Here is a 21,571-nt window from a genome sequence, read left to right as displayed (position 1 = left end):
AATTCTTCAGAGCTTGAGATAAATCTTTCAGTGTTTCATCATATTGTTCATTAATTTTTTTTTGTATCCTTCAGCTTTATGACTCTTATCAAAGAATTGAGATTTTTATCATAATTGTCACTTTTAAATAGATCACTCATACCAATTACTGTTTATCGTTTACTCAAATATAAATTCAAAGTATTAAGACCGAGTAAATGTTATATGACTTATCCTCTGACTCATAAACGCTTGCGTTCCTTAATGTGCAAAAAATTTCAATAATCAGCAATAGTATAGAAATCCAAAAAACAAGTAGCTAACACTGGAACCTAGGAATTATGATTGAGCACAAGTTGATGAGTATAGTTGTTTTATGTTGAAATACATCATTTATGGAAAGATTAGATGTCAGTCTAGAATGACACCCTTTCTGGAAAACTCGTATTACAGTGTTTGTATAACTTAATAATTAGAAACTAAAGGAGTTCTTTTTTAAAAAACTTAAGGTATACTTATAAGTATTTGATATCTTTTGTAGTGATTATGCTAAGTCTAAGCTGCCTTTATGGTGATAATGCAGAATTTGTAGAAGAAATGTATAGCCGTTATCTGCAGGGCGATAAATCAATCGGGGAGGATTGGAATAGGATTTTTTCAAGCAATTTAGAAATGAATAAAACGGAAGCCTGCAATGCACAGCACGCAGTCAAGTCGGATGATTCAATTTCTAGCTTAGCAAATTTCTTCAGATCTTACGGTCATTTTTTTGCGGACTTAAATCCATTATCACCGCATGTAAATAAAGAAATAGATTGTCAGAAATATTTGAATATCTCTCCAGCGCATGATGCTGGAATCTATAGAGATATTTACTGCAAGAACATCGGGTTTGAATTTATGCATATTTCCTCTTATGAGGAAAGAGTGTGGCTGCAGGAGAAAATTGAAAATCAGGTCTATACGCTAAGCCCTAAGGATAAAAAAGAAATACTAAGGCACTTGATTGAATCTGAGATGTTCGAGCAATTTCTCCATATGAAATTTCCTGGATATAAGCGTTTTTCTATCGAAGGTGGGGAGTCAGCCATTGTTGCAATTGAAAGAGTTATTAGTGATTCTGCAGCTTTTGGTATTGAAGAAATAGTTCTTGGTATGGCCCACCGAGGACGGCTCAATGTTCTAACCAAAGTGATGGGAAAAGATTATGCGGCAATGCTGTCTGAATTTCAAGGCAATCTTGCATACCCAAGTGGTCTTGAGGTGTCTGGTGATGTCAAATATCACCTTGGTTACTCTTCTGATCGAGCACTTGCTGGTGGTAAAAAAATACACTTAAGTTTATGTCCTAACCCATCTCACCTTGAGGCGGTAAATCCGGTTCTAGCTGGAAGAGTAAGAGCAAAACAAAATACGAGATCTGTGCTTGGCATATCAATTCATGGTGATGCAGCTTTCATCGGGCAGGGAGTGGTTGCCGAAACCCTTACTTTGAGCAACATTGAAGGTTATACAGTAGGTGGTATCGTGCATATTGTTATTAATAACCAAGTTGGTTTTACCGCCAACCCATCCTGCGCACGCTCATCTTTTTATTGCACTGATGTAGCAAAATCAATAGAAGCTCCAATATTTCATGTTAATGGAGATAATCCAGAAGCTGTGAGTTTTGCTGCGAATTTGGCAATGGAGTATGTGCAGAAATTTAAAAAGGATGTGGTGATTGACATAATATGCTACCGCCAATATGGCCATAATGAAGGCGATGAGCCAAATTTTACTCAGCCACTTATGTATAAAGCAATATCAAAGCATAAAACTCCAGGCACGCTGTACGAAGAGAATCTGACTGCAGAGAAAGTGCTAGGTAGCGATGAAGTAAGTAAATTACGCAGCGAATTTAGAACAAGATTAGATAAAAGCCTTACTGAGTCAACGACTTATACTCCAAAAAAAGCTGATTGGTTTGATGGAGTGTGGTTAAAACTCAGGAGAGCAAAGTTGAACGATTTGAGTGAATATTATACGGACTCTGGTGTTTCACCAGATGAGCTAAAAAAATTAGGTGTACACATAAATAGCAATATTCCAAGTAGTTTTAATCTCAATAATAAAGTCAGAAGAATACTTGATGGCAGAATAGAAAGTATAAATTCCGGTAGCAACATAGACTGGGCAACTGCTGAAAGTCTTGCATTCGCATCATTGCTTAAAGAAGGAATAGGAGTGCGCTTGTCAGGACAAGATTCTGGTCGCGGTACCTTCTCGCACCGTCATTCAAGACTTGTTGATCAAGTAACAGAAGAAACGTTTATTCCACTCAACAACATAAGTGAGAAGCAAGCTCGCTTTGAAGTTATAGATAGCGCACTATCTGAGTATGCTGTGATGGGTTTTGAATATGGATATAGCCTTGATTCTCCTTATTCACTTGTGCTCTGGGAAGGGCAGTTCGGTGATTTTGCAAATGGCGCGCAAATTATGATTGACCAATTTATCTCATCTGCAGAAACAAAGTGGTTGCGGTCAAGTGGTCTAGTTCTACTTTTGCCTCATGGTTATGAAGGGCAGGGGCCTGAGCATAGTTCTGCTCGTATAGAGAGGTTTTTGCAGCTCTGTGCAGAGGATAATATGCAGGTGGTTAATTGCTCTAATCCTGCGAATTATTTTCATGCTTTACGCCGACAAATCAATCGAGATTTTCGTAAGCCTTTAGTGGTGTTTACACCTAAATCACTATTGCGTCATAAAAGCGCAGTTTCTAACCTTTCTGACTTTGAAGGAAAATTTCTTACGGTAATTCCAGAGTGTAGAACAGGTTTAGTTGCAAGTGATAAAATACGTAAAGTTGTAATATGTAGTGGTAAAGTTTATTACGACATAATTGAAATGCTTGAAGCACAAAAAATAAACGATATAGCAGTAGTGCGTTTAGAACAATTTTATCCATTCCCGGCCGATAAACTAAACAATGAACTCGAAAAATATAAGAACGCTGAAATTACCTGGTGTCAAGAGGAACCAAAAAATATGGGAGGATGGTTCTTTGTCAACCCATTGATAGAAGAGGTATTTTCTGGCCTCAATACTCAAGCAAAAAGACCTAAGTGCATTGCAAGACCTGCTGCTGCATCTCCTGCATGTGGTTATGCTAATGTCCATGCTCAGCAACAAGCAGAAATTTTGAAGCAAGTTGCGCAGGCACAACTGTACAAACACTGAGCGGCTTCAAGCAGACTTATTAATTAGACTCTGGCACTTAGATAACTTATACCAAAATCCATTACTGACGGAACAAATAAGAAACATTACAAACTCGTTTAATAGTAGTACTGGAAATATTGACAATAAAATTACACAAAACATCTTCAAGTAAACCTATGGTATCGTAGATACTATTGCGTAAAGTATTGTATTTGATATATTGCCACAACCTTTCAACAGGATTCAGTTCCGGTGAATAAGGAGGCAAGTATAGCTCTTTTCACAATAATCCGAACGTATCGTAATACGCTACTGGCCCACTATCGTCATAAATACATATCTTATCACGTTCGAACTATTATAAGAAAGGCTATATATGATGGTAATGTTTTCCTGAATTTTCAAACTTTTTGATCTATGCCAACTTGCACAATCCATTACAAGAAAGGCTTCTTTCGTGCCTAAATCTTTCGACATCTGCTCCAGAAATATATTCATACAATCAGTGTTTACATATGGAGCAAGTAGGCTAATTTTCTTACCACTTCTTGGATTTACCGCACTTTAGATATAGAAATTTTGTCTACCAATTTTCATTTTAACCTGCGTTCTGACCCCTTTTTTAAACCATCCGTGTCCGATTTTTGAATGAGTCCCAAATCGTGATTCATCAAAAAAACACCTCCCTTTTAGGGTGGAAATTGACTATTTTATTGAAGTATCTTTTAAACTCTTCTTGCTTGTTTTTATCTTGTTTATGGTGCATTGGCCTCGGTGTTATGTAAGAAAATTTCATCCTTTGTATCTCACGGTGCACTGTTGATTTGCTGATGTTTAGGGCAAATTCCTCTGAGATTTTTATTTGTACTTCCTTAATAGTAATATTTGGATTTCTTTCTACCCATATTTCAATTTGCTCACGTTGATTTTTGTTTAATTTGCTTTTTCTTCTCCGCTGAAACGGGGCAAATAATTTTTCTACTCTACCAAATTTTAGATGCTTTATCCATTCAGTCAAAGCAGTCCTTGAAATTTTACATATTCTTGCCACAGCGCTTATACTACTTTCTTTTCCTGCTATCACCGCTTGTAACTTTTTTGAAACATATGCGTTATTTCTTACCTTTTTTAACATTTCTTTCGCTAAATTTACAACTCTTTCGTCTAATAGTTTTGACCTTAATGCCATTTATACCTCGCTATTTCACTTACTCTAGTATGACTTTTTCCCCATTATTCTCTATCTGTTCTTTCTATAGCGGGAATTGGTATGAGTATCTATTAACAGTGGCAGAGCAATTGGTATACTTTGTCTTGATAAATAAAGCAGCATATATCCACAGAAGAATAGTATAGCTCTTTTCATAATGGTCCAAACGGTTTAAAATAAGAGTTTATAGTAGTGAAGGTAAGTATGCCAGCAGCATATAGTTATGATTTAAGAAAAAAAGCAATGGAGGTACTAGACGAAGGGGAAAGCAGAGAAACGGTAGCAGAAAGATTTAAAATTGGAAGAACTACATTATGGGAGTGGCAGCAAAGAAAAAAAGAAACAGGAGATTTTCAGTCGAAAAAACTTGGAAATGGAGGTTATAATCATAAAATTACCGACTGGAATAAATTTACTGAATTTGCCAAAAAACATGGTGGAAAAACTCTATCGGAAATGGCTAAGCTTTGGAGTAATGTTAGTACCCCAACGATTCATCTAGCTCTTAAAAATTGGACTCACACGCAAAAAAGACATATGGATACAAAGAAAGGAATGAAGAAAAACGTGCTGAATTTTTGAAAATTATAGCAACGAAAGAACCTCAAAACTTAGTATATATAGATGAATCTGGTATTGATAATACCGAAGACTATCCCTATGGATATTCTCAGAAAGGACAGCGATTTTATGCCCTAAAATCTGGAAAGAAAACTCAACGAATTAGCATGATTGCAGCTCTAAATAGTAGAAAAATAGTTGTTCCGTTAACATTTGAGGGCCATTGTAATATGGATATCTTTAATAAATGGTTTGAGCAGTTTTTGACACCGATTTTGGAACCTGGACAAACTGTTATCCTTGATAATGCTACTTTTCATAAGTCTAATAAGATTACTGAACTTGCTAAAGAAGTTGGTGCTGAAATTTTGTATCTTCCTACGTATTCCCCAGATTTCAATAAAATTGAGCATCATTGGTTTGCTATAAAAAATAGAGCTAGGAAAAACATCCCTCTATTCACATCTTTTCGTCATGCTGTTGATTCTGCTTTTCTATGAACTTTCCGGACTATTATGAAAAGAGCTATAAATATTGAAAGAAGACAAAGTTCACACCTATTCCCAAATAGCTCTATATAGATGCTAGCATAATACTATATTAGTATAATATTGTTTGACAAGAAGTTTGCAAACAATTAGTGCAGAAAATTACTTACTTAGTATCAACTATGTTTTTAAAAATTTTTTTATTTGTGTAATTTTGCAAATTATATGGGTAATAAAAACCCGCTTGTCATAGAAATAGGATCCTATATCAAACAGCTACCACAGCAATTTTTACTTAAGCCAATGAATATGTGAATAAGTACTTTAAGTCTGTGTTAACGTACTTATTCACAATATTCATTTCAGTTACTGCTGTGTAAATTTTTAAATATGCAAATTAAATTCTTCTTTAAGTCTTGTATTAGCAATTATAGTATTTCCCAAAGCAAATGATAAAGGTATAACAAAGTATTTGAGTTATAATGGCATATAGTGTGGATTTAAGGGAAAAGGCAGTATTGATGATAGAAAAAGGGAAGACAAAGGTTGAGATAGCAGAGCTCATGGAGATAGGAATAGCAACTCTGTACCGCTGGTTAAAAAAGAAAGCTGCTGGTGAAAGCTTAAAGCCATCTAAAAACGGTAGCTTTATTCGAAAAATAGACCCAAAAATACTCGAAGAATATGTTACAAAGAATCCAGATCATACTCTGGCAGAGATGAAACAAAATCTTGGATTTGGAATAAATTCAATTTGGTATAGACTAAAACAGCTAAAAAATACTTTAAAAAAAAAAAGTCACACTATATCAAGAGCGCAATCAAGAAGATAGGCAGCAATTTATTGATAAAATCTCAAAAATAGAACATTCCAGCATCTTATATATAGATGAAGCAGGAGTTGATAATAAGTTATACCGAGAATATGGACGTGCTCCAAGAGGAAAGAAAATTTATGCAGATGTTCCAGGGAGAACTCGAGAGAGAATCAGTATAGTAGCCGGGTGGATTGGAATGAGATTTATTGCACCAATGACTTTCAAAGGTGGGTGTGAAAAAGAGGTATTCAATATATTGTTGGAGAAGATGTTATTACCTAAATTGCCACTTGGCACAACCATAGTTATGGATAATGCTACATTTCATAAGACCACTAAAACAAAATCATTAATAGAGTCTTTTGGCTTTCATGTGCTGTATCTTCCAACATATTCACCAGATTTGAATCCCATAGAACACTGTTGGCATACCATCAAAAGCCGCCTCAGACCTCTAATGTATAAATGTACAGACTTACAACTTTTGGTTGGTAATACCATAATGGAAATTTATCCATTCATTTTAGAAAATACTATATATGCTGCTGGCATACTTACCTTCACTACTATAAACTCTTATTTTAAACCGTTTGGACCATTATGAAAAGAGCTATACTTGCACTGTTGGAAGAGAATTTGGTTAAATCTGGAAAAGAGATCATAGAAGATCGGGTTAAACAAGTTGTTACACGAGTTTTTGAACAAGAGATTAAAAAAAATTCTGTCATAAAGGTATCTTCTGTTCAAAAGTGCGCAAAAGAGTTGTACTTAAATGAAGAAGATAGTAAAGCAGTAATACATTCTTTCACAGACTTTTTAGCTCAAAAAAATAATAGCAATAATGATTCAGTCAAAAAATTTATTGTGAAGGAGTTAATAAAAGCTCAAATAAAATGTTTTTCAGATAAGGTTCAACAACTGGCATCAAGTATAAGAGATAAATTTTTATGCCCAGATCAGAAAATGTGCATTAAAATTTCAGGAAAAAACAATGAATATCGACTCACAGAAAAAGCTAAAGAAGAATACAAATTAACACTCCCATTAACACCTAATTCTTCCATGAGTCACACTACTACATCAAACATTCAGAGAGTAACTAGAGTAGGCTCTTAGCATAAAGCAACAGCTCCTCCTTTGTTAAAGTGTAGGAGCTGTCTTCCCAGTGTTGTCGTAGCAATTCTAAGTTTCTACCTAAACTTTTTCCTGGTTGGTGACCTATGATTATTAAATCATCCCCAGATAAAGGAAATTTTGGAACATTGAATATATTGGCAAATAAAATATACTCATCAACATTTGTTCCAGACTCAATACCACAAATCTTCATTAAGTCACAATATAATTCCTTACCAAATAAAGATATGTATTTCTTTTGCTCTTTTTCTGAAAGCTCTGTTTTAATATTGTTTGATAATAAAAATAATAGCTTTTTCTTTTGCTTATTTGAAAGACGTAAAAACTTGCTCACTTCTTCCCCAAGACTAATCCTATCTTCGGCAGTCCTAAGAAGCAAAGCTAATTTTGTTAGTGCATCGATTGTGGGATCTAGGAAAGGCGTATGGACATACGCTGAGGGTTTTGTAGGAGGTTTAGTGTTGATAAGAAGTGGTGAAGATAAAATTTCGCATTTTACTTCTTTTGGAATAATTTTTTGTAAAACATCAGATTTTTGCATGCTCTTAAGTGTTGGAGCAGGATCATTGAATTCCAAGAGTTTAAATATTTCTTCTCTTATTCTCTCTCCAGAGAGGTTTTGAATCATGTGCGAATGCTTTTTGCACACATCCAATATTTCATCACTTAAATCTCCTATGCATATTTTAGCGTGAAAACGAAACGCTCTTAAAATACGTAGATAGTCTTCCTTAATCCTATCTTCAGCGTTACCTATAAAGTTTAACTTTCGTGTTTTTAAGTCCTGAATGCCACCAAAGTAGTCGTATATATGGCCATGCTTGTCTGCATAAAGAGCATTAAATGTAAAATCTCGCCTTGAAGCATCAGCTTGCCAATCATTAGTAAACTCTACCTTCGCATGTCTACCGTCACACTTTACATCATGCCTTAGCGTTGTAATCTCAAAGGACCTCTTGTGTAAAATTGAAGTGATAGTTCCATGTTTCAGACCAGTTGGAATACTCTTTATATTGCAAAGCTTGAGCGCTTTAATTGTTTGATTAGGCAGCAGATTAGTAGCAAGATCAATGTCGTGAATTTCACGCTGCAAAATTGAATCTCTAACACACCCACCAACAAGCCTTGCCTCACCACCAAATTTCTCTATTGCCTCAATAATTATACTAACTTCGTGATCAATTTTCATATATATCATATTACACAAAATGCAAAATTTTCGCAAAAAGCCTCATATAAAAATATATAGGCAGGAGAGTGGTAAAATAAGAGGGTAAAGTGATAGAGTAAGTCTACAACAAATCCAGTGCCTAGAAACTTATAAGTATAAAAGTAATGTTAAAATACAATGTTTTCGATGATTATAAAAAAGCTGGATGAGCTACTTGCATGACACCTTTGTAGCCTTCTCTTGTCATCCCAGTACCTGCTCAAGTAACTGACACTGGTTCCCTTTATGATGGTGTTATCCTAGTAGCTCATCCAGATTTTTATCAGGAACGTTTATTACTCCTTATTCTTCGCCCTTCCTGCACGCTTACGTTCATTCGGATCGAGGAACTTCTTACGCAAACGTATAGATTTTGGAGTTACTTCTACCAATTCATCATCGTCTATATATGCTATCATATCCTCCAGTGTCATTATTTTTGGTGGAGTAAGCTTTATAGCTTCATCGCTACCTGAAGCTCTTACGTTTGTTAATTGCTTACCTTTAAGTACATTTATTTCTAAATCATTGTCACGACTATGCTGACCGACAATCATACCACAATATACCTTATCTTGTGGCTTAACAAACATAATTCCCCTATCTTGCAGATTGAAAATTGCATACGCTACTGCTTCGCCTTTGTCTGTTGAAATTAAAACCCCATTACGCCTTCCGGAAATTGAACCTTTATGTGGAGCATAACTGTGAAATAAACGGTTGATTATACCAGTGCCGCGAGAATCAGTTAAAAATTCTCCTTGATAGCCAATTAATCCCCTTGATGGCACTAAAAATGTCAACCTAGTTCTTCCACTACCAGAAGGTCTCATGTCATTTACTTCACCTTTTCGAAAGCTAAGTTTTTCCATGATGATTCCACTATACTCATCATCTACATCAATTACTACTTCCTCTATAGGTTCAAGTTTTTTGCCATCTTCTTCTTTAAACAGCACTCGAGGCCGTGAAACTGAAAGTTCAAAACCTTCCCTTCTCATATTTTCAATCAGTACCCCAAGCTGCAACTCACCACGTCCACCTACTTCAAATGCTTCACCACTTGGAGCCAAAGTTACAGTAATTGCAACGTTTGTTTCTGCTTCTGCATATAAACGATCTTTTATAACAGTTGAGGTAAGTTTTGTTCCCTCTTGCCCAGCAAAAGGTGAGTCATTCACGCTTATAGTAATCCCCATTGTTGGCGGGTCAACTGGAGTTGAGCTGATCGCAGTTGTAACTTCTGGTGCTGCTATAGTGTCTGAAACTGAAGCTTTCTCAAGTCCTGCAATGGCAATGATATCACCAGCTACAGCTTGCTCTACTGGAACGCGTTTTAAGCCAGAAAATGAGAGTAACTTAGTTAATCTCCCTCGCTCAACCACTTGACCATCAAGATCAATTACCTTAAGATCTGAGTTAACTTGCGCGATTCCTTGGTAAATCTTTCCTGTCAATATTCTGCCAAGAAATTTATCAGATTCAAGTAAAGTAACCAGCATAGCAAAAGGTGCATTTTGATCATAAACGGAAGGTTTTATGTAATCTATCACCGTTGAAAATAATGGGCTTAAATCTTTTCTCTCATCAGATAGCTCCTTAGCACACCAACCATTTCTACCTGAAGCATAGAGTACTGGAAAATCTAGTTGCTCGTTGGTTGCATCAAGGTTAAAAAATAACTCATATATTTCATTTAGTACTTCATCAATTCTGCTGTCTGGTCGATCAACCTTATTGATTATCACAATCGGTTTTAAATTTGCCTTTAGTGCTTTTGACAACACAAACTTAGTCTGTGGCATTGGACCTTCTGCAGCATCAACCAGTAGTAATACACCATCTGCCATGCAGAGCACCCTTTCCACTTCTCCACCAAAATCCGCATGTCCTGGTGTATCAATGATATTGATTTTCTTATCACCCCACATTATTGACGTACATTTTGCAAGTATTGTAATCCCACGTTCACGTTCTTGATCACCACTATCCATCACTCGTTCTTGAACTTCTTGATTCTCACGAAACGTGCCACTTTGTTTTAACATGTTATCAAGTAAAGTAGTTTTTCCGTGGTCAACGTGTGCAATTATTGCAATATTGCGGATTGATTTAAATTCACTCATTTCTTATCATTTCAAATTTAATTTAATAACAAGTATACGTATAATATATTTAGAGTAAATAACTAAAGCCGTGCTTTCAGAGTATTTTAGGCAGATCATGGAACTCTAACAAAAAGGTTTCATGTTCGCTGTACTTTGTAGCAACTAACACCAAGACAAAGAAGAAGAATCTTGCTTTAGCAGTACATTTATATAAAATTAAAATAAACTAAAGTAATCATTTAAATGCTAACAAGATTCGCTCCAAGCCCAACTGGCCACCTACATGTAGGAAACATACGCACTGCACTCATTTGTTGGATGTACACACGTAATCAAAATGGAAAATTTTTACTACGTTTTGATGATACTGATCTTGAGCGTTCAGATATCAAATATGTAGATAATATCATAGAAGACCTAAAATGGATTGGCATAAATTGGAATTCAAGTTTTAAGCAATCAGAGCGTTTTGAGAGCTATAACGAGGTGTTCTTACAGTTAATGAAAGAAGGTCATATTTATGTATGTTATGAAACAAGAGAAGAATTAGACACTAAACGAAAATTGCAGTTAAAACAAGGACTTCCCCCTATTTACAATAAAGGTGCGTTGCTTTTAACTGAGCAAGAGAAAATTCGTTATGAGCAAGAAGGACGAAAACCACATTTCAGATTTAAATTGGATAGAAATAAAACTGTAAAATGGAATGATGAAGTTAAAGGCGAAATAAATATTGCAACAATTCATATCAGCGATCCTGTAGTAAAAAGAGAAGATGGAATTTATACGTACATGCTACCTTCTGTCATTGATGATGTTGACTTTAATGTAACCCATGTTGTACGTGGGGAAGATCATGTAACTAATACCGCAGTTCAGATTCAAATGATTCAAGCATTAAAAGCGAAAATTCCTATCTTTGCCCACCTTCCCCTACTACACTTTGATGATAGCAAAATATCGAAACGGAAAGGCGGGCTGGATGTCAAGTTCATAAGAGAAGATGAGATTGAACCAATGGCGCTAATTAGCTATTTAGCAAAACTTGGAACATCTGATCCAATAGAAGCTCATGTTGATATGCAGCCTTTAATTGACTCATTTGATATCAAAAAATTTAGCTCAGCATCTTTACAATTCAGCTTGAGTGAAATGTATAAGCTAAATAGCAAAGTGCTGCAACAAATGCCATTTGAAATGGTGCAAGATCGTTTAAGTCAAATTGGTTCAGAGTTTTGGTATTTTATAAGAAACAACATAAACAGGTTTTCTGAGGTGGCCAAATGGTGGCAAGTATGTAAATCCAATATAGAGCCTGTGGTTCTTAATAAAGAATTTATAAAAATAGCGCTAAGCACATTACCTCAAGGTGATTGTAATGAAAACACATTATCAGAGTGGGTTAAAAATATTCGACAGACAGTTGATATAAAGGCAAAAGATCTATTTATGCAGTTGCGCCTCGCTTTAACAGGAACAGAAACAGGTCCAGAACTCGCTAAATTATTAATTTTTATCGGTAGAGAGAGCATTGTTGCAAGGTTAGAAGAAAATCATACAAAAGGTTTAAATGCACCGAATGTATTTGAATGACACCAATAAGCATTGTTCAGGAAATGTGAAAATATTAGATTTCTTGTCATTCCAGTTTCTGCTCCTTTCATTCCAGTGCTTGACACTGGAATCCATAATCTCGCCAAAACGTTGCATTTTAAAATAACTTCTATACATATCCCATATTTCTGGACCCCCAGTGTCAGCTACTTTCATGACAACATTTATAGTATTTTCTAAAATGAATGGATAAATTTCCATTATGGTATTACCAACCAAAAGTTGTAAGTCTGTACATTTATACATTAGAGGTCTGAGGCGGCTTTTGATGGTATGCCAACAGTGTTCTATGGGATTCAAATCTGGTGAATATGTTGGAAGATACAGCACATGAAAGCCAAAAGACTCTATTAATGATTTTGTTTTAGTGGTCTTATGAAATGTAGCATTATCCATAACTATGGTTGTGCCAAGTGGCAATTTAGGTAATAACATCTTCTCCAACAATATATTGAATACCTCTTTTTCACACCCACCTTTGAAAGTCATTGGTGCAATAAATCTCATTCCAATCCACCCGGCTACTATACTGATTCTCTCTCGAGTTCTCCCTGGAACATCTGCATAAATTTTCTTTCCTCTTGGAGCACGTCCATATTCTCGGTATAACTTATTATCAACTCCTGCTTCATCTATATATAAGATGCTGGAATGTTCTATTTTTGAGATTTTATCAATAAATTGCTGCCTATCTTCTTGATTGCGCTCTTGATATAGTGTGACTTTTTTAAAGTAAGTTTTAGCTGTTTTAGTCTATACCAAATTGAATTTATTCCAAATCCAAGATTTTGTTTCATCTCTGCCAGAGTATGATCTGGATTCTTTGTAACATATTCTTCGAGTATTTTTGGGTCTATTTTTCGAATAAAGCTACCGTTTTTAGATGGCTTTAAGCTTTCACCAGCAGCTTTCTTTTTTAACCAGCGGTACAGAGTTGCTATTCCTATCTCCATGAGCTCTGCTATCTCAACCTTTGTCTTCCCTTTTTCTATCATCAATACTGCCTTTTCCCTTAAATCCACACTATATGCCATTATAACTCAAATACTTTATTATACCTTTATCATTTGCTTTGGGAAATACTATAGTTGTTTTTTCTCGTCTACCTTATTTTACTACTCTGCTGAACGAATAACACCAATAGTTAATCTCATGCTGAAAGATCATTTTATGGTCCAAGTCAGTTCTTTTACAGGTCACTTCCAAGCTCATCAAATTTTCTAAGATCTTCTTAAGTTCTGAAAGTTGCAAACTTTTCAAATGAGATTTAAAACTCTGCAATTGTTTGAAGAACAATGGAGGACTCAGCTGGTCAATTGCAGCTTGTTCATTCATTCCATTTTGTATTAACAGCAAAACGCTTTCTAGCCGTAGAAAATAATTTGATATAATACGGATTAATGCTATCGGTGAAAAATTCTCTTGTAATATCAATACATCGGAAATTTTGATGAATTGTCCCATGTCTTTACTCACTATTGCAGAGCACAGATTATCAAGTGTAACATAATCATTGCCGGAGGTTGAAAAGCATAGATCTATATCAGCAAGTTTAAGATCTTTTCTTTTTCCTAGATATAAAACTAATTTTTCAAGCTCTGAATATATAGGCAGTTTGCTATGATTAAAATAAGACTGGAAGTGGTAGATTATCTCACTTGTGCACTCTATATCATTTTGTTTCAAGTAACTTGATATAATATCACAAAGATTACTACCGCTGTCCTTATAGCAGGTAATGACACCGAAAATTTTTGAGCTTTCCATATAACTTTTAGTTGTAGAACTATATGGAAGATCATTTGCTATCATTACTATATAATGATCGCATACATTATGATCCAATATGTTTCTTAACTCTTTAGATATACTTCCACTGATATTTATCAGCTTAACTAACCTTTTTTTAGTAAACATCGAAATGTTTGCCAACTCGGAAAATAACAAGCAAGGCGACTTATTCACTACTGCAAAATCCATCACCTGAACTGAATACTCATTCAAGTTGGCAATTATTTTCTGTACAAAAATATCGACCTTACTATTGTCACTCCCATGAATTAATACACCACTTAAAGTATCGGGTTTCTCAAGGAATTTTTTAACTTTAGATGGCGTGATTCTCATGCCATCTATATTATATGATCACTATTTGGTGGTACATCATTTGATTGCACATCAGTTTCCAACAATTCTGAGCTTTCTTGATTTGCTGTATTCTGCATATCATCAGACACTTCTTTCTTTCCCGTAACATAATTATAAAAATTTTTTATAGGATGTCCTATATATCTAGAAAAAAATCCTTCGGCCATATCTTTCACTCCACAAATTAACAATCAGCACATAAAAACAACGTAGCAAAAACTACTTTACGCTCAGATAGTTACACTCATTTGTTAATGAATTATGAACTTCCGAGACCAAAATTAAGTCGATCTACTTAACACCAATCTTATAAAATAAGCAATGATTAAATACACAGCTGCGATAAGTATAATTGCAGGTCCAGTTAATAAGTCAAAACTTGCAGATAATATCAAACCTGATACTCCAGAAATCACAGAAAAAACTGTTGCAACAATAATCATTTGCATTGGAGTTTTTGAAATGAGTCTTGCTGATGCAGCAGGTATTAACAAAAATGCAGCAATGAGTAATATTCCTATTAATTGAGCAGAAATTGCAATAAAGATAGCGAGTATAATCAAAAATTCTAGCCTAACAAAATTAACATGTACTTTCTCAACTGTTGCCAAATCTTGATTAATCGAAATCATCAGCCAATAGCGCCATCTAAATATTAATATCAAAGTAACTATTACGGAGGTTAGAAAAATTGATATTATATTACTTTGGTCAATCATTAATATGTCACCAAAAAGTGAGCTAATAATACTATTATTACCTGATGGAAGAAAAGACATAAGTATTAAACTCGATGATAAAACTACATTGGTAACTATGTTCAATATCGTATCAGCAGAGTATAATTTATTAAAATTAAGAGAAAGTAGTATAGCAAACATAATTGCAATGAGCATTATACTTACCGATGGGCTGATATTAAAGATCAAAGCAAGTGCAATACCAAGCAATGAAGAATGGGACAAACTATCACCCAAATACGATAACCTTTGCCATATCATAAATGACCCTAGAGCTCCTGTGACTAGGCTAATCATAATTACCGCAATTAGACTGTTTATAAAAAAACTCTGTGTAAATATCTCTAACATGCTATCAGATAACTGACAACAAATCTATCTTCAGATATTAAAACGTTATGGGTTCTGCATGCAGAACCCGTCGTCATAAATTCAAAATTTAAATTCTTTTGCTCCATAAGATAAGACTTCATTGAACAATCGCGTATCTTACCAGTACCTATTATCAAAATCTCTATTTCCTCTGTTAAAAAAGATTTAAAATACTCCTTGTTATTTATATCACTTTCTTTCAATTTAATCACCTTTTCAGGAAAAATTATAATTGAGCCATGATATTCTTGATTATTTACCCAAAATCTTTCTTCCCTGTAACCATCTATAAGATTTTTCTTCTTGGAAATTAAGGGCATAAATCAAACCATTAATTCCGTGTCGCACACCCACCATTCTGGATATTCCTTTTTGATATTTGCCGCTGCAGCTTTTGCACTTTCTTCACTATCAAACATTCCAAAACACGCTACACCACTACCTGACATACGAGAAAGTATAGAGCCTTCTTGTGACTCTAGTGTTGATATTACATTCTGAATTTCAGGTACAAAACCTATTGCTGCTTCTTGAAGGTCATTTTTTGTCTCTTTAAGAAGCTCTAACAAATTCTCCTCAGTGTTATCACTCCACTTAATTGGATTAGAGAAATCCTCTTTATACTTGGAAAATACTTCTGATGTATTCAAAAACTTTTTTTTTGGTTTCACAAGTACAAGACTTATGGGTAAAGAGCATTGTTTAATGGGACATAATTCCTCACCAACACCTCTAACAAAAACTGGCTTACTATCTACACTTGCAGGCACATCAGCACCAACGCTTAAAGCTATATCACTTAAAATTTGCCTATCAATATCCCACAGCTCTCCTAGCGTGCGTATCACAGCTCCAGCATCTGAGGAACCACTACCAAATCCTGCAGCAATTGGTACATTTTTTATAACCTTTACAGTGACTTTAGTTCGTATAGGAGCGTACCTAAGCAGTAGACTCAATGCTTTCGTTATAGTATTATATCGATAATTTATTTTAAACTCAGAGTTTACAAATTGAACTGTAGACTTATCATATCTAAAGTTTTTTTCTCCTACTTTTATCTCTAAAAAATTTGAAAGTTTAGCAAAGACAACCAAACTTTCAATTAAATGATACCCTCTTTCTTCTCTATTTATAATATGTAAAAAAAGATTGATCTTTGCAGGAGCCTTTACACAAAAACTTTCCATCTGTATATCTTCACTAACACTATCTTATTTACTATACTTGAAATGCCACTTCAGTCAAACTTTATACACTCCTAATGAGATCAAATGCCATAAATCCTAACTTCTCTGTATGGGTAAGTGCATCAGCTGGTACAGGTAAAACAAAGATCTTAATAGACAGAGTATTAAGACTTCTATTAGAGAATAAGAGAAATATTCTCTGCTTAACATTTACCAATGCTGCAGCAAATGAAATGGAGGATCGCATTTACAGTACACTTAGTAAGTGGGCAATATGTCCAGAGGGTATATTGGTCACAGATTTAGAACAATTAGCCCAGTGTGTGACCAGAGAAAATAAAGATTATTTAACAAGAGCAAGAAGGCTTTTTTCTGAACTGGAAAATCTTGGTCTTAATATTCAAACTATACACGCCTTTTGTTACAAATTAATCTCCAGCTTTCCTACAGAAGCTGGTATCGCTCCAAATTGTACGTTGAGCGAATGTAAAGAATTGCATTCCATCGTATTTGAAAAAACGCTTCATAATGAAACTGTGCAGGACGATATCAATATCGTTGCAGCTGAAATTGATGAAAATAAGCTGCGTGATTTGCTCTATACCTTATGTATAAAGAGATCAGCTCTAGAAAATAATTTAGGATATATAAAAGATAAACTAATCGTCCCAGACAAGATTGACAATTTACAGAATGAAACGATTGAGCAGATAAAAAGATTAGCTAAAATATTAAGTAAGGGAAGCAAAAGAGATCAGAGTTACAGTGCGATACTTTATGATTGGTGTAATAGCACAAAATCGTCCGTACCAAATGTTATCATCCCAGTGCTTGACACTGGGATCCAGAAAAAAAGAAATATGGATCCCAGTGTCAAGCACTGGGATGATAACAAGATAGAGAACTTAGCTAAAGTATTTCTCAAATCAGAGTCGTACGAAAAAAAGAGCATATCATCCATTATAACAAAGGGTGCTTTGGAAAAATTTGAAGACGTAGAGCAAATGATAGAAAGCATTCAAAATGCATTGTCTACCCATGCAAAGGACATAAATTCTTATCAAATATTCGGAAGAACCAGTAGTTTACTTAGTATATTTAAAGTATATGTTGATCTATATAATAATGAAAAATCAAAGAATGCACTGCTTGATTATGATGATATCATCAATTCAGCAACAAATCTCCTTAGCAATCCAGGCAATAAAGATTGGATATTGTTTAATCTAGACCAAAAAATAGACCACATTCTTGTTGACGAGGCACAAGACAATAGTATTAGTCAATGGAAAATTATAACAAGTCTCTGCGATGAATTTTTTACCGGCAGTGATGAAAAGAGAACTTTATTTGTTGTTGGCGATGTAAAACAATCAATTTACAGATTTCAAGGAGCAAATCCCCATCTATTTAATTACATGCAGCAATATTTTCACACGAAAACCGGTGGTAGAGATTGGTTATCATGTCAACTTGAAAAGTCATTTCGTTCAACTCCAGAAGTTTTGATGCTTGTAGACAGAATATTTAACAATTTTCGTGAAGAAATATCTTTCAATAATAACAAGATAAAACATATTCCATATAGAGAAAACGATCAAGGATACATTGAAATTTGGCCGTTACTGACAGGATATGAAGAGGAAGAGCAGCAAGCCTTACAAATTCATTTAACACAGAGGAAAGATTATGTAGTAAAGAATCGATTACTTGCTCAGGCAATAGCCCAAAGAATTCACAATTGGTTAAACGAAGGGCGGATTTTAGTCACCAAAGATTGCCATATAGAACCAAGGGACATTATGATTTTGGTACGGCAACGAAATGCGCTAGTTGACTACATAATAAGTGAACTAAAAAAAGTAAATGTACCAGTTATAGGCCGAGATTATTTTAGAATTATGGATTACATAGCTGTGCAGGACTTAATAGCTTTAGCTGAATTTTTGCTCCTCCAGGCAAATGATCTTGCTCTTGCAAATGTTTTGAAATCACCGCTATTTAACTTTACTGAGAACGATTTATTCAATATTGCATATAATCGTAAAGAGCAGTCATTGTGGGAAAAAATTCATGATTATCATGAGGTTATTTATAGCGAATTAAACTATCTGATTAACTTATCTCAGACAAAATCCCCTCTTACGTTATTCACGCATATATTACGCAAAGGTAAAAAGAAATTTGCTGCAAGGCTAGGTCTTGAGTGCTTCGAGATTCTAGACGAATTTATGAACCTCGTATTGCAATTTGAGCACCCATCTCTTCAAGCATTTGTTCAGTGGATCAAAGAAAATAATCCTGAGATTAAAAACGATATGCAATCAGAACTCAATGCTGTACGAATAATGACAATTCATAAATCAAAAGGTCTACAAGCTCCAATAGTGTTTTTAGTTGACACAAATACAGTACCAAGAAACAGCGAAAATATTTTGTTTGATGCAACGGAAGCACCATTTTGGTGTGGCAAAAATAGTAATGCTTATTGTAATCAAGTAAAAAGAGAGAAAAAACTAGAGGATTATAACGAATATTTGCGTTTGCTGTACGTGGCACTTACGCGTGCTGAAGATGAGTTATACATTTTAGGCAAAGAGCCAGTGCAAAAGGGCTCTTGGTATGATCTAGTTATTCAATATGGAGCATTATATGAGAGAAAAAAAATATACTTACAGCCGATATTTAAAGAAAAAGTTGAAGTGCTATGCATGAATGCAAACTACCCTTCTATTTATAAAAAACGTGATTATTTTGATGTTCCAGTGATTTCACCTCCATCAAACCTATCAATGTCATTGCAGCACGTGACGCTGGAACCTGGAGAAAAAAATGCCTGGATCCCAGTGTCAAGCACTGGGATGATAGATGAGAATGCTGGAATGACAAAAAGGAGCATTGGGACGAAAGACAGCTATGCAAGAGGCTTAATAATTCACAGTATATTGCAATATATGCCCAAGATAGAGAAAGACAGGAGAAAAAATTGGGTTAGGAAATATCTTGATAGCATAAACACTAGTGAAGATAAGGATGAAATTTACAGCAAAATATTAACCTTTAATGAAAAATATGATTACCTGTTCGACTTGGAGGGCAAATCAGAAATTCCACTTAGTGGAACAATTGACGGAAAACCATTATTAGTGCGGCTAGACAGACTGTGCATAACAGAAGACAAAGCAATCATAATTGACTATAAATCACACCATAACGTTTCTATTTCCTCATCAAATGAAATAAAAAAGCAAATGTTGATCTATAAAACCTTAGTGCAAGAAGTCTACCCAGATAAGCAGGTAGAGTGCGTGGTTATTTGGATGGAAGATTTAACCTTACAATCTTTGATCTAAACTCAAAGGGAGTGTTAAATAAACTCCTTTCAAGCCCTTATTATTCGCGAATTCTATAACAACCCTATTAAGTAAAGATGAAGGATCTACATTAGCTATACCTTGCTCCTGATTATTATAGCTCTTTTCATAATGGTCCAAACGGTTTAAAATAAGAGTTTATAGTAGTGAAGGTAAGTATGCCAGCAGCATATAGTTATGATTTAAGAAAAAAAGCAATGGAGGTACTAGACGAAGGGGAAAGCAGAGAAACGGTAGCAGCAAGATTTAAAATTGGAAGAACTACATTATGGGAGTGGCAGCAAAGAAAAAAAAGAAACAGGAGATTTTCAGTCGAAAAAACTTGGAAATGGAGGTTATAATCATAAAATTACCGACTGGAATAAATTTACTGAATTTGCCAAAAAAACATGGTGGAAAAACTCTATCGGAAATGGCTAAGCTTTGGAGTAATGTTAGTATCCCAACGATTCATCTAGCTCTTAAAAATTGGACTCACACGCAAAAAGACATATGGATACAAAGAAAGGAATGAAGAAAAACGTGCTGAATTTTTGAAAATTATAGCAACGAAAGAACCTCAAAACTTAGTATATATAGATGAATCTGGTATTGATAATACCGAAGACTATCCCTATGGATATTCTCAGAAAGGACAGCGATTTTATGCCCTAAAATCTGGAAAGAAAACTCAACGAATTAGCATGATTGCAGCTCTAAATAGTAGAAAAATAGTTGTTCCGTTAACATTTGAGGGCCATTGTAATATGGATATCTTTAATAAATGGTTTGAGCAGTTTTTGACACCTATTTTGGAACCTGGACAAACTGTTATCCTTGATAATGCTACTTTTCATAAGTCTAATAAGATTACTGAACTTGCTAAAGAAGTTGGTGCTGAAATTTTGTATCTTCCTACGTATTCCCCAGATTTCAATAAAATTGAGCATCATTGGTTTGCTATAAAAAATAGAGCTAGGAAAAACATCCCTCTATTCACATCTTTTCGTCATGCTGTTGATTCTGCTTTTCTATGAACTTTCCGGACTATTATGAAAAGAGCTATAACTTATCACTTTTAAATTTATAACCATTTTGATATGGTAGAGATTGTATAGTTTCCTTAAGCACGTTATGGCAAAAGTGTTTTTCTTTAAATTCAGGAAAACTTTTTTTTCAACTCCTCATTTTTCTTAGATAAAAAGTTCTTGAGATCCTCATTCCCGCGAAGCTTAGATAAACTCTTTGAAATTATAGAATAAGTAGTTGATTTTGCAATAGATACTGTAATAACTTTATCTACCTCTTTAGTTTTTGCTTGTACTTTAGTTTTTTTATTCATACCTTCTGACTCTGTATCAACATTTCTCTTCTCTTTTTTCAATTTCAGTAACTCTTGATTATTTAACAGTAGTTGTTTTTGTGACTGTTCTTTCACA

Annotated in this window: 19 protein-coding genes and 3 pseudogenes; 10 read left to right on the top strand and 12 right to left on the bottom strand. The window is 34.6% G+C overall.

Features of this window, described 5'->3' with window-relative positions; translation table 11 throughout:
• The first annotated feature begins 525 nt into the window (after positions 1 to 525).
• Positions 526 to 3,201 carry a 2-oxoglutarate dehydrogenase E1 component gene (locus M3L71_RS05200; protein WP_280143293.1) on the top strand — a complete coding sequence of 892 codons (2,676 nt, stop codon included), beginning with the start codon at positions 526 to 528 and terminating at the stop codon, positions 3,199 to 3,201.
• 61 nt (positions 3,202 to 3,262) lie between these two features.
• On the opposite strand, the pseudogene M3L71_RS05195 reads toward M3L71_RS05200, so the two are convergent.
• Together M3L71_RS05195 and M3L71_RS05190 are read right to left on the bottom strand one after the other, a co-directional pair.
• Positions 3,263 to 3,454: pseudogene (locus M3L71_RS05195) on the bottom strand (transposase); the annotation flags it as partial.
• Between the two features lie 104 nt (positions 3,455 to 3,558).
• Positions 3,559 to 4,372, bottom strand: a pseudogene (locus M3L71_RS05190) (IS630 family transposase); the annotation flags it as partial.
• Between M3L71_RS05190 and M3L71_RS05185 the strand changes: the two are divergent.
• The 6 genes from M3L71_RS05185 to M3L71_RS05165 all read left to right on the top strand — a co-directional run bounded on the left by M3L71_RS05185 (position 4,366) and on the right by M3L71_RS05165 (position 7,376).
• Positions 4,366 to 4,539 (top strand): hypothetical protein, encoded by a 174-nt coding sequence (locus tag M3L71_RS05185; protein WP_280143292.1) that lies wholly within the window; start codon positions 4,366 to 4,368, stop codon positions 4,537 to 4,539. The pseudogene M3L71_RS05190 and the gene M3L71_RS05185 overlap by 7 nt on opposite strands.
• 58 nt (positions 4,540 to 4,597) lie before the next feature.
• Positions 4,598 to 4,975: an IS630 transposase-related protein gene (locus M3L71_RS08450; RefSeq protein ID WP_410543468.1), complete on the top strand. Its 378-nt coding sequence runs from the start codon at positions 4,598 to 4,600 to the stop codon at positions 4,973 to 4,975.
• Positions 4,906 to 5,454, top strand: a complete 549-nt coding sequence (locus M3L71_RS08445) for an IS630 family transposase (protein ID WP_410543466.1) — start codon at positions 4,906 to 4,908, stop codon at positions 5,452 to 5,454. Before M3L71_RS08450 ends, M3L71_RS08445 begins: the two co-directional genes overlap by 70 nt.
• A gap of 470 nt (positions 5,455 to 5,924) precedes the next feature.
• On the top strand, positions 5,925 to 6,275 hold the full coding sequence (locus tag M3L71_RS05175; protein ID WP_280143290.1) for an IS630 transposase-related protein: 351 nt from the start codon (positions 5,925 to 5,927) through the stop codon (positions 6,273 to 6,275).
• A 10-nt stretch (positions 6,276 to 6,285) separates the two neighbouring features.
• Positions 6,286 to 6,864, top strand: a complete 579-nt coding sequence (locus tag M3L71_RS05170) for an IS630 family transposase (RefSeq protein WP_349292745.1) — start codon at positions 6,286 to 6,288, stop codon at positions 6,862 to 6,864.
• Positions 6,861 to 7,376, top strand: coding sequence for a hypothetical protein (locus M3L71_RS05165; RefSeq protein WP_280143289.1), 516 nt, complete (start codon positions 6,861 to 6,863; stop codon positions 7,374 to 7,376). The genes M3L71_RS05170 and M3L71_RS05165 overlap by 4 nt, the downstream gene beginning before the upstream one ends.
• Here the strand turns inward: M3L71_RS05165 and M3L71_RS05160 are convergent.
• Both M3L71_RS05160 and typA read right to left on the bottom strand, forming a co-directional pair.
• A complete protein-coding gene (locus M3L71_RS05160) occupies positions 7,360 to 8,586 on the bottom strand; it encodes a CCA tRNA nucleotidyltransferase (protein ID WP_280144149.1) in 1,227 nt (408 codons plus the stop codon). The genes M3L71_RS05165 and M3L71_RS05160 overlap by 17 nt on opposite strands.
• A 317-nt stretch (positions 8,587 to 8,903) precedes the next feature.
• Positions 8,904 to 10,733, bottom strand: coding sequence for a translational GTPase TypA (typA, locus tag M3L71_RS05155; protein WP_280143288.1), 1,830 nt, complete (start codon positions 10,731 to 10,733; stop codon positions 8,904 to 8,906).
• 225 nt (positions 10,734 to 10,958) lie between these two features.
• Here typA and gltX point away from each other — a divergent pair, with 225 nt between their 5' ends.
• Complete coding sequence (gltX, locus tag M3L71_RS05150; RefSeq protein ID WP_280143287.1) at positions 10,959 to 12,308, top strand: glutamate--tRNA ligase; 1,350 nt, start codon at positions 10,959 to 10,961, stop codon at positions 12,306 to 12,308.
• On the opposite strand, the gene M3L71_RS05145 is transcribed toward gltX, so the two are convergent.
• The 7 genes from M3L71_RS05145 to M3L71_RS05115 form a co-directional block, all read right to left on the bottom strand.
• Complete coding sequence (locus tag M3L71_RS05145) at positions 12,282 to 12,989, bottom strand: IS630 family transposase (RefSeq protein ID WP_280144148.1); 708 nt, start codon at positions 12,987 to 12,989, stop codon at positions 12,282 to 12,284. The genes gltX and M3L71_RS05145 overlap by 27 nt on opposite strands.
• Positions 12,986 to 13,363 (bottom strand): IS630 transposase-related protein, encoded by a 378-nt coding sequence (locus M3L71_RS05140; protein ID WP_280143286.1) that lies wholly within the window; start codon positions 13,361 to 13,363, stop codon positions 12,986 to 12,988. Before M3L71_RS05140 ends, M3L71_RS05145 begins: the two co-directional genes overlap by 4 nt.
• Positions 13,364 to 13,436: 73 nt before the next feature.
• On the bottom strand, positions 13,437 to 14,456 hold the full coding sequence (gene holA / locus M3L71_RS05135; protein ID WP_349292693.1) for a DNA polymerase III subunit delta: 1,020 nt from the start codon (positions 14,454 to 14,456) through the stop codon (positions 13,437 to 13,439).
• A gap of 5 nt (positions 14,457 to 14,461) precedes the next feature.
• Positions 14,462 to 14,644 (bottom strand): hypothetical protein, encoded by a 183-nt coding sequence (locus M3L71_RS05130; RefSeq protein WP_280143284.1) that lies wholly within the window; start codon positions 14,642 to 14,644, stop codon positions 14,462 to 14,464.
• A gap of 114 nt (positions 14,645 to 14,758) precedes the next feature.
• Positions 14,759 to 15,568, bottom strand: coding sequence for a metal ABC transporter permease (locus M3L71_RS05125; RefSeq protein WP_007302687.1), 810 nt, complete (start codon positions 15,566 to 15,568; stop codon positions 14,759 to 14,761).
• Positions 15,562 to 15,909 (bottom strand): Mth938-like domain-containing protein, encoded by a 348-nt coding sequence (locus tag M3L71_RS05120; protein WP_017532635.1) that lies wholly within the window; start codon positions 15,907 to 15,909, stop codon positions 15,562 to 15,564. The genes M3L71_RS05125 and M3L71_RS05120 overlap by 7 nt, the downstream gene beginning before the upstream one ends.
• Positions 15,910 to 15,912: 3 nt before the next feature.
• Positions 15,913 to 16,779 (bottom strand): 4-(cytidine 5'-diphospho)-2-C-methyl-D-erythritol kinase, encoded by an 867-nt coding sequence (locus tag M3L71_RS05115; protein ID WP_280143283.1) that lies wholly within the window; start codon positions 16,777 to 16,779, stop codon positions 15,913 to 15,915.
• 74 nt (positions 16,780 to 16,853) lie between these two features.
• Here M3L71_RS05115 and M3L71_RS05110 point away from each other — a divergent pair, with 74 nt between their 5' ends.
• Both M3L71_RS05110 and M3L71_RS05105 read left to right on the top strand, forming a co-directional pair.
• Positions 16,854 to 20,132, top strand: coding sequence for a UvrD-helicase domain-containing protein (locus M3L71_RS05110; RefSeq protein ID WP_280143282.1), 3,279 nt, complete (start codon positions 16,854 to 16,856; stop codon positions 20,130 to 20,132).
• A 179-nt stretch (positions 20,133 to 20,311) separates the two neighbouring features.
• A pseudogene (locus tag M3L71_RS05105) lies at positions 20,312 to 21,169 on the top strand (IS630 family transposase).
• A gap of 122 nt (positions 21,170 to 21,291) precedes the next feature.
• Here M3L71_RS05105 and M3L71_RS05100 read toward each other — a convergent pair.
• Positions 21,292 to 21,570, bottom strand: coding sequence for a hypothetical protein (locus M3L71_RS05100; protein ID WP_280143281.1), 279 nt, complete (start codon positions 21,568 to 21,570; stop codon positions 21,292 to 21,294).
• Position 21,571 lies beyond the last annotated feature (1 nt).

Origin of the sequence: Wolbachia endosymbiont of Frankliniella intonsa (assembly GCF_029856955.1) — a bacterium.
In the GTDB taxonomy this organism is placed as follows: Bacteria; Pseudomonadota; Alphaproteobacteria; order Rickettsiales; family Anaplasmataceae; genus Wolbachia.
Note: the sequence above shows the minus strand (reverse complement) of the source record. Positions and strands in the feature narration are given on the sequence as shown.

Coding starts and splice junctions, on each gene's coding strand:
- M3L71_RS05115 (WP_280143283.1), bottom strand. CDS start 16,779: ATGGAAAGTTTTTGTGTAAAGGCTCCTGCAAAGATCAATCTTTTTTTA.
- M3L71_RS05165 (WP_280143289.1), top strand. CDS start 6,861: ATGAAAAGAGCTATACTTGCACTGTTGGAAGAGAATTTGGTTAAATCT.
- M3L71_RS05200 (WP_280143293.1), top strand. CDS start 526: ATGCTAAGTCTAAGCTGCCTTTATGGTGATAATGCAGAATTTGTAGAA.
- M3L71_RS08450 (WP_410543468.1), top strand. CDS start 4,598: ATGCCAGCAGCATATAGTTATGATTTAAGAAAAAAAGCAATGGAGGTA.
- typA (WP_280143288.1), bottom strand. CDS start 10,733: ATGAGTGAATTTAAATCAATCCGCAATATTGCAATAATTGCACACGTT.
- M3L71_RS05160 (WP_280144149.1), bottom strand. CDS start 8,586: ATGAAAATTGATCACGAAGTTAGTATAATTATTGAGGCAATAGAGAAA.
- M3L71_RS05140 (WP_280143286.1), bottom strand. CDS start 13,363: ATGGCATATAGTGTGGATTTAAGGGAAAAGGCAGTATTGATGATAGAA.
- M3L71_RS05130 (WP_280143284.1), bottom strand. CDS start 14,644: ATGGCCGAAGGATTTTTTTCTAGATATATAGGACATCCTATAAAAAAT.
- M3L71_RS05120 (WP_017532635.1), bottom strand. CDS start 15,909: ATGCCCTTAATTTCCAAGAAGAAAAATCTTATAGATGGTTACAGGGAA.
- holA (WP_349292693.1), bottom strand. CDS start 14,456: ATGAGAATCACGCCATCTAAAGTTAAAAAATTCCTTGAGAAACCCGAT.
- M3L71_RS05110 (WP_280143282.1), top strand. CDS start 16,854: ATGAGATCAAATGCCATAAATCCTAACTTCTCTGTATGGGTAAGTGCA.
- M3L71_RS05185 (WP_280143292.1), top strand. CDS start 4,366: ATGCCATTTATACCTCGCTATTTCACTTACTCTAGTATGACTTTTTCC.
- M3L71_RS05125 (WP_007302687.1), bottom strand. CDS start 15,568: ATGTTAGAGATATTTACACAGAGTTTTTTTATAAACAGTCTAATTGCG.
- gltX (WP_280143287.1), top strand. CDS start 10,959: ATGCTAACAAGATTCGCTCCAAGCCCAACTGGCCACCTACATGTAGGA.
- M3L71_RS05175 (WP_280143290.1), top strand. CDS start 5,925: ATGGCATATAGTGTGGATTTAAGGGAAAAGGCAGTATTGATGATAGAA.